Here is an 18,889-nt window from a genome sequence, read left to right on the forward strand (position 1 = left end):
ATGCCGAAGAAAACAAATGTCTTTCATCTTCTGACGGTCTTTCTGCTTTCCATCGTGCTGATCGCCCATCAGCTGCTGATTATGCGGGCACTTTCGGTGAGCATGTATTACCACTTTACCTACCTGGTCATCAGCACGGCGCTGCTGGGGTTTGGGGTGAGTGGCACGTTCCTCAGTTTCTTCTACGAAAAGATGGCAAAAAACTTCTCTGCCTGGGCGTTGGTGTTCATGGTCCTTTTTTTGATTAGTGTTCCCGTCACGTACTTGTCGGCCCAGGCACTTCCCGTCGATATTCAGTACATCCTGTACAGCCATGAGCAGCAACTCTGGCTGCTGCTGTACAACCTGCTCATGTTTATCCCGTTTTTCCTGGGAGCCGTGGTGATCGGGTTTTACCTGAGCTATTTCCAGGAATTTACACCTTCCATTTACGGCTCCAATTTATTTGGAAGCGGGGCCGGTGCCCTGGTTGCGCTTCTCTTCATGTTCTGGTTCCCGGCCTATGAACTGCCGGTTAAAATCACCGTAGTTGCCGCCTTTGCCGTGTTAGCGCAACTCTGTTCAAACATCAGCTTCTATTTCAGTAAACAAAGGGTGTTAAGTATCACAGCTATAGTATTGAGTCTTACAGTTGGCGTTGGTGCCTTTCTTTTTCAGCCTGAAATTAACGTGGATCAATACAAAACCTATGCTCATATGGCGCGGTTGAGTGCTCAGGGTGACGCCGAAAAAGTCCTGACACGCTTCGGCCCCCGGGCCCAAATTGATGTCTTCCAATCTGAAAGAGTTCATCAAACGCTCTTTGCGGGACTACAATCTACCACCAATCCGCCGCCGCAATTATCGCTGTTGCTTGATGGGGAGTCGGCTGGGGGCATTTTTAACGTAGACAGCCTGGAAGAAACGTCCATCATGGATTTTACTCCACAATCTATTCCGTACCGGCTTGTCGAAAGACCTAAAGTGTTGCTGCTGGGTGAAATCACCGGGAATAATATTTGGCTCGCCAAACGATTCGGTGCCCGGCAAATCACGGTTGTACAAAATAACCCACAGATTATCGGGTTGATGAAAAATGAACTGGCCGATTCAAGCGGGCGTATTTTTCTTCAGCCAAATGTAGAAGTCGTAGATCTGAAGCCGCGTCTTTTCCTTAAGCGCAATGAAGAGCAGTTTGACATCATCCAGCTGGTAAGCGGCGAAGCGATGACTGCCGGCACTCAGGGACTGCAATCGCTGAGCGAGAACTATCTGCTCACAGTCCAGGGAATCGGAGACGCCATGCAGGATCTTACGCCCGATGGTGTGGTTACCATCACAAGAGGCCTGCAATCGCCGCCGCGGGACAACATCAAGCTGTTCGGCCTGTTCGCAGAAGCTCTCCGGCATGAAGGCATTGAGAATCCGGGTAATCACCTGTTACAGGGCCGAAACTACCTGGCGATGAACACGATGCTCAGTAAAAGTCCGGTAGGTGAATTCCGCCTGAGTAAATACATTGCAGAAGCCAAAGACCAGTTGATGGACTTCGAGCACTATCCCGGCATCCAATCCGACTCACTCACCCAAACCAACCAGATTGATGGTCCTGAGGGGGAAAACTACTCCTATTTTCATCATGCCGCCACACAAATACTCGGCGATCAGCCGCAGTCTTTCTACGATGCGTGGGCGTATGATGTGGAGCCACCCACCGACAACCGGCCCTATTTTTATGATTTTTTCAAATGGTCGTCAGTCGATGAAATTATGGAGGCGTATGGAAGGCACTGGTTTCAGCACCTCGAACTAGGATATGTGGTGCTGGTCGTAACGTTTGCTGAGGTAACCCTGGCTGCATTTCTCCTCATTTTGTTGCCGCTGTTTTTCCTGCGTCAGCGTCTGGGCAGGCTCAATAACAAGCTGCCGACTTTCATCCATTTTGGCTTCATCGGCATAGGATTCATGTTCCTGGAAATGGTGTTTATCCAGCAGTTCACAAACTTTATGGGTGATCCCATCTACAGCGTGGCGGTAGCCATGACGGCAATCCTGGTTTTCTCCGGGTTTGGCAGCAGTATACAAAAGAAACTGCCGTGGCCTCCTGTAACCCGCATCAACATTGCCGCGGTACTTATTATGGGAATCGCCATCCTGTTTTTGCTCACGCTCGATCCTCTGCTGGCTCTTTTTATCAATTTCCCGCTTTGGGGCCGTTTTTTGGTCACCCTGTTACTGCTCTTTCCTCTAACATTTATGCTGGGCTGGATGTTTGTATCCGGGATTGGTGTCCTCGAAAATCGATCACCCGAGCTGGTGCCGTGGGCGTGGGGCATTAACGGGTTTGCGTCCGTGATGTCGGCCCCGCTGGCCGTGATGCTTTCCATGTCGATTGGGTTTCATGCGGTCATCCTGATAGCTGCCGGATGTTATGGCATCACGATGGTGAATAACTTTCTTTGGAAATAGAGATTGTAAAAATTTCAATCAAGCGAATCTTATCAGCTAACAGAGATTTGCCTTCTTCACTAATTGTATCATCAAATTTTACTCGGATACTTTTCACGGCAGAAGCCGGCCGGGCAGATCCTTTCGAAGCACATCGGTTAGTGTTGATTAAGCAACCTCATACACGATACTCGCCGGATTTATCGGTTTTTTTGGGACGCATCAAGCAGCTCAATTCCTGCAATTTTCCCTTTCTTATCATAGTCAATAATAATAATACCCGGTTTATCCTCGTCACTTTCAGCGACTTCAGCATCAGAAAATTTCAGATACATGGCATCTGCTTCTTTATCGTATTTAATAGTCATATTTGTCGATTTTGGAAGTTTTATAGGGCAGAATGGAGGACTTTTCAAAACCGGCCTTTAACATAAAATCAATTGCCAATCAGTGCACAATGCCATTTTAACTATAGGAGATTCCACATCCCGATGCGGAATGACTCTCAAACTTTCACATAATTTTTGTTAGACTGATTTGCAATCTGTTTCCTTTATCACACTGTCGGAATTATTTATGGCAATCCCAATCTCAGAATCACTAATTCCGAGACTCCGCATTCGCTCCTTAGCATGTTTTGAAAACGAATAGGTAATGTCCATTCGAACATTATAAGAAACCAAGCCTTTTGTTTTTAAGAAATTCTTTGACTCTGCCTCAGGTGCTTTCCCGGTCCGTTTTGCGCGATTTTGCAATCGACCGGCTCAGGATGATGACGGGAATCAAGCCGACGAGTACAATTGCCAATGCAGCACCTGAGGATTCAGCGAGGCGCTCATCAGACGCAAGGCGGTACACCTGGACGGCAAGCGTATCGAAGTTAAACGGCCGCACGATGAGCGTTGCCGGCAGCTCCTTAATCACATCAACCACCACCAGCATGATGGCTGCAAACAGGCTGCCTGACATCATAGGAATATGAACTTTGCGAAGTGTCTTCAGAAAGCTGTAGCCCATTCCCTGGGCCGCTTCATCCATATTTGAGGTGATTTTGCCAAGGCTCGCTTCAACGGTGTTAAATGCTACGGCAAGAAATCTTACCACATAGGCGAAAATCAACGCGAATATGGTGCCACTGAGCAAAAGTCCCGTCGAAAATCCGAGCGTTTCCCTGGCCCAGCTGTCGACGGCGTTGTCTGCCCAGCCAAACGGGATTAGAATGCCAACGGCAATCACTGAACCAGGGATGGCATACCCCATCGACCCAATTTTAGTGGCTGATTTTGTAAGAAGATTGGGTCGAAGTCGTGTGCCGTACGCCAGTATCAATGCAACCAGCAGGGCTACAAATCCGGCAATGACGGCAACCGTAATCGTGTTCAGACTGAACTGCAGGAACCGGGTATCAACGGCTGCATCGAAATTGGAAATCATCATTTCGGCCAGGATCAAAACAGGAACAATGAATCCGAAAACAACGGGGATGGAGCAAAAGAGCGTGGACCCCCAGGCTTTCCAGCCGCTGAGTTTATACAGTGCCAGCTGTTTATAACGGCCGGTGCCTGATTGCCGCGTATCCATTTTGTTTCGGGACCAGCGCTCGAGAAGAATGAGAATCAGGATAAAGATCATCAGGAAAGCCGATAGCTGAGCAGCAGCGACACGTTCACCAAGGCCGAACCAGGTGCGGTAAATACCGGTCGTAAAGGTTTGGACACCAAAGTAATCCACTGTCCCAAAATCATTGAGGGTTTCCATCAGCGCGAGGGCCATTCCTGCTGCGATGGATGGTCGCGCGAGCGGTAGTGCTATTTGAAAGAAGCTTTTTGTTGATGAGGCCCCAAGACTTCGGCCGGCTTCAAGGAGAGAGGATGACTGTTCAAGAAAAGCAGCTCGCGTAAGGAGGTAGACGTATGGAAAAAAGACGAGTGACATAAGCAATATAGCGCCGCCAAGCGAACGGATATCGGGAAACCAATAATCACCGTAGCCCCAGCCGGTCAGCATTCGCAGCGTATCCTGAACAGGACCAGTGAAGGCGAGGAAATCAGTGTAAGTGTACGCCAGGAGATAAGCGGGAACAGCCATGGGCAGGATCAGCAGCCACTGGAATTGTTTGCTTCCCGGGAATGAGCACATCGTCACAAGCCAGGCCGTTCCAACTCCGATGAGAAAGACACCGGTACCCACGCCAATCATCAGCCAGAATGAATTCATCACATAAAGAGGCAGAACGGTGGATGCGAGATGGCTCCAGATATCACCGCTGGACACAAAAACATTTGAAATAACGGTGAAGATTGGAATGGCAACTAAAAGGGCGATTGCTACCGTTGCAATATTCCAGGCAGACGATCCCGAAAATGAACGGGACTGAGACGACCAAAATTTTGAATTTTTGGTGATTTCGAGGAGATTCTTAATCATTCCCGGAAGTCAGGCTTTTTGTAGTCATACCAAATTCCTGCCGAAGTGCCAGTGTTGCCGCGTGATATCCGCACATGCCGTGGACACCACCGCCGGGAGGAGTTGATGACGAACAGAGATACACACCTTCAGCAGGTGTGGCGTACGGATTAATCAGGTGAATAGGGCGGGTAAACAGCTGCCAGATATCCTGGCGACCGCCATTGATATCGCCTCCAAAATAGTTAGCATTGTAGTCGTGAAACTGGTCCGTATTCATCGTATGACGCTCTTCAATTGTATCTTTAAAACCCGGGGCAAATCGTTCGATCTGGCTTTCAATTTCAGTCGTCATATCACGTGTAGACCCATTTGGTACATGGCAGTAGGCCCAGAGCGTGTGCCGATCATCCGGGGTTCGGGTATCATCAAAATTGCTCTGTTGAGCGATCAGAATGTAAGGTTTTTCGGCATGCTTGCCGGAATCCATCACCGCTTCACCGGCTGCGATTTCGTCAAAAGTTCCGCCCAGATGAATCGTTCCGGCCCGCTTGCAGCGAGAATCTTTCCATGGTACAGGTTCACTCAAAATGTAATCAATCTTAAAAACGCCGGACCCATAGCGAAATTTTTTCAGACGACTGACATAATTTTCCGGCAGTCGATCACCCGCAATCTGAATAAACTGTCGAGGTGTGATGTCCAGCAGCAGTGCCCGATGGGAGGGGAGCTGATCGAGTGATGTGATTTCTGAATCAGTTTCGATTTCGCCGCCCAGTGATTTAAAATAACCGGCCATGGCGTTGGCGATGGACTGTGATCCGCCTTTTGGCAGTGGCCAACCCACAGCGTGACCCGCAGCGCCAAGCACTAACCCGATGGCTGATGTGGAAATGGCATCAAGCGGAAGAATACTATGAGCTGCCAGTCCTGCAAATAAAGCTTTCGCCCGCGGCTCCTTAAAACGCTTTTTAAACATGGAGGCGGGCTGAAGCGCCTTCAGTCCAAAAAGAGCCAGGTTAATCGGGTGTTTGGGAAACCGCAGCGGTCCGAGAAAGTCTGCTGTCAGCGAATCCCAGTTGTCAGAAATCGGTTCCAATGCCGAGCGCCAGGCTGCTCCATCGGATCCAAGCTCATCGATTGTCTCGCTCATGCTATGATGCATGACAACTGCATCACCGTCGTCCATGGGGTGAGCGACGGGAAATTCAGGTATGATCCACTCAAGTCCGAATTTATCCAGCGGCAGATGTTTCAGATAGGGCGAAGAGGCCGCCAGCGGATGGATGGCGGAACATATGTCGTGATGAAAACCAGGTTGCATCAGTTCCTTTGTACGCATACCACCGCCAATCGTGGATGATGCCTCAAATACTTTGACGCTTAGTCCCTGCTCAGCAAGACGAATTGCGGCAGAAAGGCCGTTGGGGCCAGACCCGACAATGATTGCATCGTATGAAGATTGACTGCTCAATTGGATGTAGATTAATTAGAAATAATGCACTACAAAGGTACGCAAACGGCTATCAAACCTGAAATGTAAAGGGTTTGTTTGTGGAATTGATGAAGAAGAGGGAAGAATTATTAGTTTTGAAGGCTTAGTTTTTAGGTGCTGTCTGTAGATGCCTAAATACAGTTGACGTTTTTAATTAACATGAGCGATATTATTGATGATTAATTCATATGTTTAAACTATGAAAAATCTTGGATGCGTTTTATGTGGTGGCAAGAGCACTAAGTGGATTTTGAAAGATGATACAAGGATGGATTATGTTCGTGATTATTATATATGTGACGAGTGTAATCTGATTTTTGTGGATCCAAAGCAACGTCTGGATCCTGATGAGGAGAAATCACGGTATGAGATGCATGAAAATGATCCTGATGACCCGGGCTATCGAAAATTTTTGAGCCGGTTGTTCAAGCCGATGTCACAGCGGATTGAGCCAAATAGCTATGGTCTCGATTTTGGATCAGGTCCGGGCCCTACGCTTAGTTTGATGTTTGAAGAAGCAGGGCATACGGTTCGGATCTATGATCCATTTTATGCTGACGATCCATCTGTTTTTGATGATCAATATGACTTCATCACAACCACTGAGACAGCAGAACACCTTTACGATCCACTTAGCGAACTAGACCGGTTATGGAGCTGTCTGAAACCGTGCGGCTATCTTGGCATCATGACCAAGCGCCACCGCGGGGCAGAGCACTTCAAAAACTGGCACTACAAAAATGATGACACGCATGTGGTGTTTTATCATGAAGATACCTTTCGATGGCTTGGAAATAGATGGGATTCAGAGCCGGAATTTTTGAGGAGTGATGTGGTGATATTCGGGTCCTGACCCACCAAATGATCTTCTCTCTACGCCGATAGGTTTGGACCCACCCCTCTCGGTCTCACTGCGTGGTAATCGCTTCGCTCGGAGCCTCTCCCTATCCGCCGGCTGGCGGAGAAAGCACGCCGCATGGAGGGGAGAGGAGTCAGATCGAAAATTGGAAATTTCACAAATTGTTAGATCAATAAGAGTACAAATCACATGAAGCTTTCCTGATCAAATGAATTTGTATTGTTGAAATGAAGTGATCACATCTTAAAATTGAATTTAGGCCTCAAAAAATCCCCTCTGTGAGAGGGGAAATGCACATCAAAACGTGCAAAGCGTGATTTTGATGGCGAGGGGTGTGTTGATGGTGCGGGAGCCGTGGCGCGACATCGACGTTAAACCCAGGCTCCGGACACACCCCTGACTCATGAAACTGACGCTGCGCGCCGTTTCGTTAGTCTGTCCCCTCTGAAGATGGGATTTGTCGATGCCCTACATTAGATCGTGATGCTGAAGATAGAAATAGCGAAGCCTTTGAAATCCCCTCTGTGAGAGGGGAAATGCACATCAAAACGTGCAAAGCAAGTAATGATGGCGAGGGGTGTGTTGATGGGGCGGTAGCCGTGGCGCGACATCGACGTTAAACCCAGGCTCCGGACACACCCCTGACTCCCGAAACTGACGCTGCGCGCCGTTTCGTTAATCTGTCCCCTCTTTCCAAAGGAATCCCTACGGGGCAAGATGGGATTTGTCGATGCCCTACATTAGATCGTGATGCTGAAGATAGAAATAGACGAAGCCTTTGAAATCCCCTCTCCGAGAGGGGAAAAGCACATCAAAACGTGTAACCCGGTAAACCCGGTACCGACTGGTTGACTAGCTTATTGCAAGAAAGATGAATGCAGTGGACGTTGCTGAATATGAAAACCGATAATTTGAAGTGGCGGGAGCACTGGAGCGATACTTGACAAAACTGGTTGGGACAAACAATCCATAAAAAGCAGATGGAAATTCTATCAGGCAGATCCACTCATCATTTCACTAATATCATCTTTTTTATTTCAACATTATTGTCTGTTTGCAGGCGGTAGATATACATTCCGCTTGAATATTCTGACGCATCAAAATTTACTTCATGCCATCCGGCCGGTTGCAGACTATTTTGTAACATAGTCATTCGCCTGCCCGCCATGTCGTATATTTCCAGTTGCACATGAGAGGCTTTAGGTAAGCCATAGCGGATCTGTGTAGTAGGATTGAACGGATTGGGATAATTTTGTGACAATGTCATTGAATGCGGATGCTCGGCATCCTGAATTGAGGTGGTAAATGCTGTTATAAAACTATAGGTAACGGACCAATCAGAATCGTCCCCTTCAACACTACTCAATGCTTTTACCCGCCAGAAGTAACCGGCCCCAATAGTGAGGGGATTTTGAAGAGTGAATGAACTTGAATCTATATCGGAAGATTCAAATACTAAAGTACTAAATGAGTTATCTAAAGAAACTTGAAGATGATAAGAGGATGCGTTTTTCACTTCAGACCACAGAAACTTGGTGTGAGGACTAACACTTTCCTGGCGGTCAGAGGGTGATGTTAAGTGAGGTGAGGGCAGGAAACGAGCTCTTGTAGTAAATGACCACTCAGTCGACCATTTGCCATAAACGTCATAAAATAAATTTACTCCTCTCACTTTCCAGGTGTAAGTTATTCCTGTATTGAGAACTTCTGAAATTGTAAATGAGGAAGAATCTATAAGAACTGTATCAACAATAGTTAAATCAGGCGATTCTTTTAGTATTAGTTGATAACCCGTTGCATTTGAATCCTCTTCCCAGCTTAGTTCAGGATTTAAAGAGATATTAATTTCATCGTTGGCAGGAGAGGTTAATTGGATTTGTGACGGGACATTTGGGCAGACTCCCCACAATGGTTTATTGGCCTCTTTAAGTAAGCTCCCTGTGGAGAAATTGTAAGGTTCGTGATTGATATAAAATACACACCAGGCTCGTAAATTTTGGTTGAAGCTGCTTGCTTCATAAAACATTTCTTGCATAGGTCCGACTGATAATACATCCCAACTGCCAATATCCTGATTAAAGCTTTCAGCACTTTTAAACATTCCTCTCATATCAATAACAGCTGAGACGTCCCAGTTACCGATGAATTTGTTAAATGGAGATTCGGCAAACATTCCACTCATATTTGTAACTGATGAGACATCCCAACTGCCAATATCCTGGTCAAACTTTGATTGAGCAAACATTTCACTCATATCTCTGACATTAGATACGTCCCAATCACCTATGTAATGATTGAAGTCGGTATCAATAAACATCCTCTCCATATACTTGACCTTCGATACGTCCCAGTTGCCTATATCTTGCTTAAAACTGGAATAAGCAAACATTTCTCTCATATGTGTGACTGATGATACATCCCAACTGTCAATCTCTTTATCAAACCTGGATTCGGCGAACATTCCAGACATTTCCCTGACGGAAGAAACATCCCAATTTCCAATATCTTGATTGAAACCTGATTTGCCGAACATTGCTGACATTTCTATTACTGACGACACATCCCAATTTCCAATGTCCTGGTTGAAACTGGATTCATAAAACATTGCATTCATGCTTTTGACACTTGAAACATCCCAGTCACTGATATCTTGATTGAATGTGGAATTGATAAACATCCCGGCCATACTCTGAACAGCGTACACATCCCAAATGCTTATATCCTGATTAAATTGAGTATCAGCGAACATCTCAGACATTGAAACTACAGCAGAAACATCCCAGTTACTGATATCTTGGTCAAAAGGGGTGTGTTGAAACATATTGCTCATGATTTGGGCTCCAGACACATCCCAATTACCAATATCCTGATTGAATTCAGAGCCCATAAACATTCCTCTCATGTGAAAAACTACAGAGACATCCCAACTGCTTATGTCTCGATTGAAACTTGATGAAGCAAACATTGTGTTCATGTACTCAACAGATGACACATCCCACTTGCCGATATCCTGATTAAATGGAGTTTGGCTAAACATCCAACTCATGTTAACAACCGATGATACATTCCACTTGCCAATATCCTGATTAAAAGGAGTCCGGGAAAACATGTCTCTCATATTCGTCACAGAAGATACATCCCAACTGCCTATGTCCTTGTTGAAATTCCTGCCGGAAAACAAACGACTCATATCCGTTATATCAGAGGTACAGGTAGTAGTGGCGTTATCTGTTGTTATTTGGTCGCTTGATCGTTTTGTATAAACAGTGCCATTCACTTCGCCTGTTTCACCAATCTCCGCTTCAGGACACATGACAGTAACTTTATTATCAGCGAGATAAAAGTTTTCGCTTTGTGCGAGGAGTAGGTGTGGAATTAGAAATAAATAAAGCAATATTGATAAGAATAGAATTGGTAAAGTTTTCACGTTCACGTCTCGTACTGGTATAGTTAATAGTTGGCAAAAAAGCTTACTGTTCCAACCTCTCTCAGCAGCTGTAAGTTTTTCCGGGTGTATTCTGATCAGTCGTAGGTAGTGTTTAGCAACGTAGTATATGTTTAAATGATAAAATATTTAAAATTTGGGTTGTTCCAAATGTCTATTAATGTGCTTCAGATTTATCTTTGATTTCATGAATTTCAACCTGCCAGAGTGTTCCGCTTTCAGGCACTCTTGTTTGAGTTGATCGATAAGACAAACTGATTAAGTAGATTTAAAGTGAAAGTTTTTCGTTTCACACAGCGATTCTGAAAGGATCTCTCCATCAGCTGACGGATCAAAATCCGTCAGATTGATTTTTTTGAAGGATGACAGATATTGTCACCCACGACATTTATCTTTCCGGCGTTGCATGAATTTCGGCGAATTTGAAAATATAAATATGAACATACTTGCCACGGCAGATCTTCATTTAGGGAGACAGTCATCAAATTTAGAAAAGGGCCTTCGGGAGAGTTCTGTTGCGTTTACGTTGAACCGCCTCGTTGATTATGCGATTCGTGAAGGGATAGATGCCCTGCTGCTGGCGGGTGACGTTGTTGATCGGGATAACCGCTACTACGAAGCAGTGGGCCAGCTGCAGCAAGCCTTTGGCAGACTGGGCGAAGCCGGGATTCCGGTCGTGATGGTTGCGGGTAATCACGACTACGATGTGCTTCCGGATATTGTCAAAAACCGTGAGTATGACCATGTGTATCTGCTGGGAGAAAAAGGGGACTGGGAGGCTAAGACGATTAATACCAAAAACGGTGATTTTCAGGCAGTTGGATGGTCATTTCCAACTCAGCACGTCATGGATGATCCTTTGCTTCAGCTTAAACCAGGGGCATTGAACTTGGATCCCAATTTGCCGGCGCTTGGCCTGTTGCATGGTGATTTGTACGATCAAAAAAGTCAATATGCTCCCTTAGATATGTCAGGTTTCCCATCTAAAGGAATTCAGGCCTGGGTGATTGGCCACATCCATAAACCGGATCTTCTTAAAGCCGGGAATCCGATGATTTTCTATCCCGGTTCGCCACAGGCGCTGAGTTCAAAGGAGCCAGGCGCGCATGGGGCCTCGATTTTGACTTTAGACGGTCGGAGCGTGGCATCAAAGCGTATTATTCTCTCACCTGTGCGATATGATACTTTACATCTGGATGTAAGTGGGATAGAGGATAAATCTCAGTTCAGAACACGGCTGACCGAGCGGATGGATGATTTTGTTCAGAATCAGTTTGAAGCCCTAGAGCACGTATCGTACCAAATATTTGATGTTGAGTTGACCGGTTATCACCCTGATTTAACTGAACTGGAAAACTGGACAGATCTTGCGGATCAACTCGAACAGCGGATGGAGCCGGAGGTTCTGGTCAGCGTCCGAAAAGTGACCAACCTTGCTAAACCGGCCGTCGAAAACCTTGAGGAACTCGCTCAGCAGCCCACGCCCCCGGGCTTGCTTGCAAAGCTTATCATAGATCTCGAATCAGGTAGCTCATCCGAACTGCTTGAGAGCCTAATTGCAAATCATAGAGAAGAGCATAGGCGCGCCAATAGATCAGCCACATACCAGCCGCTTAATAGGTTTGGTGATCACGAATCAGACACCGAAGAAGCTTCCAAAGAGCTGCTCCTTCGTGAAAGCAGGCAGCTGCTAAGTGAACTCCTTTCACAAAAAGAGGTGATGTAAACAATGAGCAACTCAGTTAAGAAGCCCCTTCAAATTAAGGATCTTAGCATCAGTAGAATGCCCGGTTTTAGTGACGGGATGAAACCCTTTAAGGATTTTTCGGAAGGCATCAATATTATTGCCGGCCCGAATGCATCCGGAAAAAGCACCACGGCACATGCCATTCAAAAACTGATTTGGCAGAATGATACCGCACGAATTAAACTCGGAGGGCACGCTGCCCTGAATGGCGATAGATGGACGCTTCGGGTCGATTCCGGCCAAAAAATATGCCAGCGAAATGGGGTGCCGGACGAGATCAGCGGTGTTCCGGCTGCGGAGGAACAGAATCGCTATATGCTGGCGCTTCATACATTGATGACGGCCGATGGAAAAGACCTGGCAAAGCAGATTATCAGGGAGTCGGTTGGCGGCTATGATCCTGAGAAAGCTGCTCAGGATCTGGGTTATGATTCTAAAGTTAGCACCACGGGAATTGGCGTATATAAAGATTTTGAGCGTGCAGAGAAGTCGGTGCGGGAGAGTCAGAAGGCACAGAAAGCAGTAAAAGCTGAAGAGCAAAAACTGTCTGATCTATACAACCAAAAAGAGGATGCAGAAGCGTCTGAAAAGAAAGCGGCATTTTACCGGGCTGTAATTGATGCAAAAAGAGCTGAAAAGAAATATTTGGTACTTAAGACCGAACTGGACACTTTTCCGTCAGAGCTTGATCTTGCTCATGGAGAGGAGTTAACACGGGTTAAAGAGCTTGAAAAAGAGATTTCGAGTGCTGAAGGAAATATTAGGGAGTCTGAAGACATAATTGGTGAGTCACAGCAGGAGATTGCCCGGCTGACGATTCCGCAGTCGGGTGTTCCCATGAACGTCATCGACGAACTGGAAAAGAGAGCTGATCGCCTGGAAAAGGCAGAGAGTGAGCTCAACTCACTTGAAATCGAAAAAGAGGGTCTTGAAAAAAAGCGATCTGAATCACTGAAGAGGATCGGAAACGGCGCTGATGCAGACAGCCTTCGCAAGATTGATCTGGAAGATATTGCAGACCTTGATAAATTTCTTGAAGAGGCTCACCGGCTGGCAAGTGAGAAACGGCTGATGGAACAGGAAGTTAAAAACCTGGAAGAGGAGAGAGGTAATGATAATCCGGATCCGGAGAGAGTTCGTGAAGGGATCAGCCAGTTAAGCTTTTGGCTTAAAGAAGCAACGGAAAAGCCTGAGTTCCCCGGCTGGATCATTCTCACAATTGGTGTTTTAGCCATTATTTCTGCTGTGTCAGGCTATTTTCTGCCTGTTGCTGGTGCTGTAGGTCTTGCCATTATCCTGATCCTGGCTGTTTACGGGTGGATACAGCTTGGTAAAACGGCCGATGATCAGACCGAACAAACACGAATCCAGGATTTTCAGAATACAGGATTGACTGCCCCCGATAACTGGAGTCCTGATAAGGTTAGTGCCCGTTTGGACGGGCTGGTATCAGACCTGCGTGCTGCACAACGGGATGAAAAAATATCGTACAGTTTGAAATCGTTGCAAGAGCGGCTGGACAGAAAGAATAGCGCCATTAAAGATATTGAAAGCAAGAAGAGAGATCTTGAAGAGAGACTATCTGTCTTACCGGAGCTTCCATTTGACAATCCCGAAAGCTACAGTCAGCTTGCCTGGTATATCACAGCCGTTCAAACATGGCAGGACGCTGACTCCGACCTGCTTGCTGTGGAACAGAAACTCAAAGAGATAAAAAGGCAACTCAAAGAAGAGCTGTCCAGAGTATCGGAGTTGGTCAAACCTTATAGTGAGGCAGCGCCAGAAGATTCAGCTGAAGCACAAGCGGTCTGGAAGAAGCTGAAACGGCAGGAAGAAATCCGTGACCGTGCAACTACGGAGATCGGCAGGCAAAAATCGTCAATTGAGAAGCATCAGAATCTTATAGATAAGAAAAATGAGGCCAGGGCGTCGGTTTATAAAAAGTTTGGGCTCAGCACGGATGAAAAGAACCGGCTTCGTCAGTTCATGGAACAGCTGGATGATTTTAAAACCGTTAGGAAAAAGTATGATCGTGCAAAAGGTGAGTTTGATACGTTCAAGCAGACACTGGAGGAACACTCACTGTACGATAAGGAGCAGAGCCGGCTGGCGGAGTTGACTATAGATGAAGCTGAAACGCTTCAAACAAAGCTGGTTGAAGAGGCAAGAGAACTTGAACCGCTTCGAAATAGAATCGCTGAGATTGTAGCGGAAGTAAAAACAGTGAAATCCGGGAATTCGCTTGAACATGCACTGGCAGAACGGGATCAGGCGGTCGAAAACCTGAGAGATCACTACGAAGAGAATCTTCAAAAGATCACCGGAAGGCTCCTTGCAGACACGATCAAAGAGGAGATGCGAGAGCAAAATCGACCAAAGGTGTTTAAAGAGGCGAGCCGTCTGTTCAACCGCATCACAAAAGGGCGCTATGAGCTTCGAATGGATGAAAAGGATGAACCTGAGTTTATCGCGTTTGACACGGTAGAAAATATTGGAAAGAACCTTGATCAGCTATCAAGTGGTACGCGCATTCAGCTGCTGATGGCGGTCAGGCTGGCTTTTGTAGAAACACAGGAGACCTCCATCAAACTGCCGATACTGGCAGATGAACTGCTGGCCAATAGTGACGACGTGCGGGCCGAGGCGATTATTGAAGCTCTGACCGAAATCAGCCGGGAAGGTCGACAGGTGTTTTACTTTACCGCCCAGGGCGATGAGGTAGCCAAGTGGGACAGTTATTTGAAAGAGAAAGGTGGCGTCAATCACAAAGTGTACTACTTGTCAGGTGAAAGGGCCGAGAAAGAGAATGTACAGGCCCGGCCTCTGACCCGTCGAGAGCCAATTCGGCTGATTAGAGATATAGCTGAGCCAGGGTTGCTAAACCATACTCAGTACGCCGATGTGCTGAATGTTTCCAAATTTGATCTGCTGACAGACGATCCGGAGCAGCTTCATTTATGGTATTTAATCGATGATCCGGGGACACTGCATGCAGCACTTTCCGCTGGCATTGACTTTTGGGGATCGCTGAAAAGCTACCTTGAAGCGGGTGGTGTGATAGAGGGACTGAGTGATCAAACTATCAAAGAGATGGAAGAAAAAACGGATCTGCTGGAGCGCTACCTTCAGCTTTACAGGCAGGGACGGCCACGGCCAATTAACCGGAGCGTACTGGAGCAGTCGGGGGCGGTGTCGGATAGTTTTATCGACGCTGTTTCAGATAAGCTCAAGCAGTTACATGGGAACCCGGCAGATCTCATCGTTGCGTTGAGGAATAGTGAAGTATCAGGTTTCAGGACTAATAAAATGGATGAACTTGAAAACTATCTTCTGGAAGAGGGCTATCTGGATACGAGAGAACCATTGGAGCAGAACAGTTTGACCGTTGCTCTGCAGGCGTTTATATCAAATCTGGAATTATCACCGGAAGAGGCGGAGCGATTTTTGGAACGGCTGACCGATCTGTAACCTACCAGTTTAAATACGTAGAGATCTGTATTTTAAAAAATTCGGTAGTAACAACCGTTTTGGCAAACACAGAAATAAGAAGAGTATGGATTATTTCAACCCCGTATAGAATTTTCTGTTAAGAACGCTTTGAATTTTAATTGTATGTACATATTATTTTGTTCTTGTCTTTCAACCGCATCCTAAAAAACGAGTATGATTAAAAAAGCATGCTTTACGGTAGTTATCATATTGATTTCGGTCTTAGCCTGTAAGGCTCAGGAAATCACTATGGAGACCAGCTGGTTTACCGGCCACCAATTCTCAAGAGACGGAATACATATTCCGATGAGGACCGTGGAGAACGTTATGCAGGAAAATAGTGAAGCTCAAGCCCTGATGGCATCCGCCCGGTCGACGAATACGTTCGGTCAAATTGTTGCTGGAGTTGGCGGATTTATGATAGGCTGGCCCATTGGCACTGCAGTTGGCGGGGGAGAACCGAACTGGGCGGTTGCGGGTATCGGTGCGGGTATTGCCGTGTTATCAATTCCTATCTACAAAAGTTCGGCCAGTAAAGCGCAACAAGCAGTTGAGTTGTATAATAAGGGTCGTTCATTAGGCCCTGCATCAGAATTCAATCCTGACGTAAATGTTTATTTTAGCGGATCCGGTGCAGGTTTAAGAGTGTCTTTTTGAGATTTATGCTTGCGGGCGAAAAATGTGATGACTGCGGCCTGTTTCAGTTCCTTTCATGGCTCTTTTCCTTTCGACCCTGTGTCTTATAAAATTTCAAAAACTTAGTGTTCGCGACAAATCAGCATTGCTTGTTTTATTCAAAAAATTTACGAACCCTGATGTCGCAAAATAAAAAACGTTTTTGATCAGCAGCTCTTCTCTATTAAAAATCGATGCAATAAAGATCTCCTATTAGTTAAGAGCATTCTATAACTCCTCTGACCGAATGCTCCATAATCTGTGACGTTGATGTCTGAGAAAAGATTACATGAATGTCAGGTTTTGTCATACGATGATTACACTAGTATTTATCAATTTTATATAGAAGCATTTAAACATAAATGTCTAAGGAGATCATCATGAAAAGAATGATCATCAATATGGCAGACGGATAAAACCCTGAAACAATGGAGCCAAAAATTGACATGACTACATATGATGATTTTTATACCGTTGGAGCTTTCATCTCGCTAAAAAGATCGCCTTAAAAGATATAGGTAGGGACCGGTAATTATACTGTGAGCTAATATCCTGACAGCTACTGGGGACTGGCCCGAATACGAGAGAGCGGAGGTGAAAGTGAAATTCTGTTTAGTTAGATAAGTATTTAATAAAGAGTGAAAAAATGAACGTATTGAAAAGAGGATTTCGAATCATCGCAAAGATGCTTAAATGGGTAGCCATACTTTTAATTGTTCTGATGGCTGTGTCTGCAATTTACAATACAACGCTTAGTAGCTCTTCAACAGTAACAGAAAAATTAACGCCATCACAAAAAGCCTACATCGCTGAATATTTTAATCTTCAGGAAGAAATTATCGGTGATATCTGGCCTTCTTTTGATGAGATAAAGATACCTGTTATCGTATATAATGAGGAGTATGCATTTTTGGTCGGGATGAAAGATCCAAATACGGGGTGGCTTAAAATGCCTTCAAACGAACACAGGGGAAATGAATGGAATGTGGTAGATAATGATGACTTTCGTGGTGAGCCTTACTATCGCCAATATTTACACGATCCGTCAATCAATCCCGAAAATTTTACAGTAAAAGTGGGGTCTGCCTGGGTAAGTACGATGCAGACCAGAGAGTTTGCGGAGGTTTCGTTTTATACCGGATTTAAGAGTGAGCTTCCACCGGTTATCAACCAGGTATTTCCATATAAGATATTTTGGAATCTTATTATGGGTGAGGCGGAAAGCTATACTTCCGGTTTGATCCACGAAGCATTTCATGGATTTCAGGGTATCAAATCAATAGAGAAGTTTTCAATAGCCGAATCAATAGCATGGTTGTCAAATGATTACCCCTGGTATTTGGATAAAAACAGTGCCGGCTGGATTCATGAAGCTGAATTATTAATGAAAGCATTTGAGGCTGAAAATGACACAGATGCTAATCAGTGCATAAGAGAGTATATCTCTGTCAGAGATCAAAGGAGAAAGGAAGCAGAATTGACTGAAGAGATGATAGAATATGAGAAAAACAGGGAGTGGCTGGAAGGGTTGGCTAAATATACAGAGTTGAAAATTGGGCTGGTTGCGGGTGAAACTCAGGGTTATGAACCTGTCACCGAAATTAAAGAGCTGGGAGATTTCAATAACTACAGCAGATGGGGTAAATATTTCAAAAATCAATTAAGTGAGGTGCCAAGAGCTGCCGGCCGTAGTGGTGAGAGCCGTTTCTACTATGGAGGTATGCTTCAGTCCATGATCCTGGACCGAGTTTATCCGGACTGGAAGCATAAAATTTTTGATGAAGATGTTTTTCTTGAAGATCTGCTGAGAGAATCTATTTCAGAGACATAATCTGATATTTTTTCTGATACGTTAAATCCGAGGTTGGATGAAAATCATTCAATACATACCGGTTACGTTGATTGTTCTGTTACTCATATTTGTAATAGCAGGGTGCGAAAGAATAGTTGTTGAAACCTGACTACTCTGAAGTCAGGTTTCAACAACTAAAAATATGGTACTTATGTAAAATGATTAGTAGCCCAAATTTGAGCTACAGGTTTTGCGGCGTTCCGAAGTCTAAAAGAGCGTAACGATTATCACAAAGTGACATTTTACCGAGGGGGTCGTTGTAGGGAAATAAAGCGTACTCAGGGTACGTCATGTACTCTTCCATCGCTTTTCCCTCCCCCTCGCTTCCGGCATAATTTCGCTACGCGTGCAAAAAATGAGCTTGGTGAATAATCCGGGTTATAAGAATAAGTCTTGAAAATTCACTTACAATTAATGAAGATTTTTAAAACTACAGTACTGGAAGGTTTTGCAAAGTCCTCTAATGAATATGTAAAGCCAAAAAAACTGAATCT

Annotated in this window: 10 protein-coding genes; 6 read left to right on the plus strand and 4 right to left on the minus strand. The window is 45.4% G+C overall.

From position 1 onward, the window contains the following. Entirely contained in the window at positions 1-2,448 is a 2,448-nt protein-coding gene (locus AABW11_RS05020) for a hypothetical protein (RefSeq protein ID WP_340103692.1), read from the plus strand. Between the two features lie 179 nt (positions 2,449-2,627). Here AABW11_RS05020 and AABW11_RS05025 read toward each other — a convergent pair whose 3' ends face one another. The 3 genes from AABW11_RS05025 to AABW11_RS05035 all read right to left on the minus strand — a co-directional run bounded on the left by AABW11_RS05025 (position 2,628) and on the right by AABW11_RS05035 (position 6,307). Continuing rightward, the gene (locus tag AABW11_RS05025; RefSeq protein WP_340103693.1) at positions 2,628-2,795 is read right to left on the minus strand and encodes a DUF2283 domain-containing protein; all 168 of its coding nucleotides are present in this window, start codon (positions 2,793-2,795) and stop codon (positions 2,628-2,630) included. Between the two features lie 349 nt (positions 2,796-3,144). Continuing rightward, complete coding sequence (locus AABW11_RS05030; protein ID WP_340103694.1) at positions 3,145-4,854, minus strand: ABC transporter permease; 1,710 nt, start codon at positions 4,852-4,854, stop codon at positions 3,145-3,147. Continuing rightward, positions 4,847-6,307, minus strand: a complete 1,461-nt coding sequence (locus AABW11_RS05035) for a phytoene desaturase family protein (protein WP_340103695.1) — start codon at positions 6,305-6,307, stop codon at positions 4,847-4,849. The genes AABW11_RS05030 and AABW11_RS05035 overlap by 8 nt, the downstream gene beginning before the upstream one ends. A gap of 220 nt (positions 6,308-6,527) precedes the next feature. Here AABW11_RS05035 and AABW11_RS05040 point away from each other — a divergent pair, with 220 nt between their 5' ends. Further along, the gene (locus tag AABW11_RS05040; RefSeq protein ID WP_340103696.1) at positions 6,528-7,181 is read left to right on the plus strand and encodes a class I SAM-dependent methyltransferase; all 654 of its coding nucleotides are present in this window, start codon (positions 6,528-6,530) and stop codon (positions 7,179-7,181) included. Positions 7,182-8,196: 1,015 nt separating this feature from the next. Here AABW11_RS05040 and AABW11_RS05045 read toward each other — a convergent pair. Further along, positions 8,197-10,500, minus strand: a complete 2,304-nt coding sequence (locus AABW11_RS05045) for a BspA family leucine-rich repeat surface protein (protein WP_340103697.1) — start codon at positions 10,498-10,500, stop codon at positions 8,197-8,199. A gap of 568 nt (positions 10,501-11,068) precedes the next feature. On the opposite strand from AABW11_RS05045, the gene AABW11_RS05050 reads away from it, so the two are divergent. From AABW11_RS05050 to AABW11_RS05065, 4 genes are all read left to right on the plus strand, one after another. Then, positions 11,069-12,358: a metallophosphoesterase family protein gene (locus tag AABW11_RS05050; RefSeq protein ID WP_340103698.1), complete on the plus strand. Its 1,290-nt coding sequence runs from the start codon at positions 11,069-11,071 to the stop codon at positions 12,356-12,358. 3 nt (positions 12,359-12,361) lie between these two features. Next, the gene (locus tag AABW11_RS05055) at positions 12,362-15,847 is read left to right on the plus strand and encodes an ATP-binding protein (protein WP_340103699.1); all 3,486 of its coding nucleotides are present in this window, start codon (positions 12,362-12,364) and stop codon (positions 15,845-15,847) included. A 195-nt stretch (positions 15,848-16,042) separates the two neighbouring features. After that, positions 16,043-16,525: a hypothetical protein gene (locus AABW11_RS05060; protein WP_340103700.1), complete on the plus strand. Its 483-nt coding sequence runs from the start codon at positions 16,043-16,045 to the stop codon at positions 16,523-16,525. Between the two features lie 664 nt (positions 16,526-17,189). Then, a complete protein-coding gene (locus AABW11_RS05065) occupies positions 17,190-18,374 on the plus strand; it encodes a hypothetical protein (protein ID WP_340103701.1) in 1,185 nt (394 codons plus the stop codon). Positions 18,375-18,889 lie beyond the last annotated feature (515 nt).

The sequence above is a fragment of the Rhodohalobacter sp. 8-1 genome (genome assembly GCF_038150125.1).
Classification (GTDB): Bacteria; Bacteroidota; Rhodothermia; order Balneolales; family Balneolaceae; genus SW132.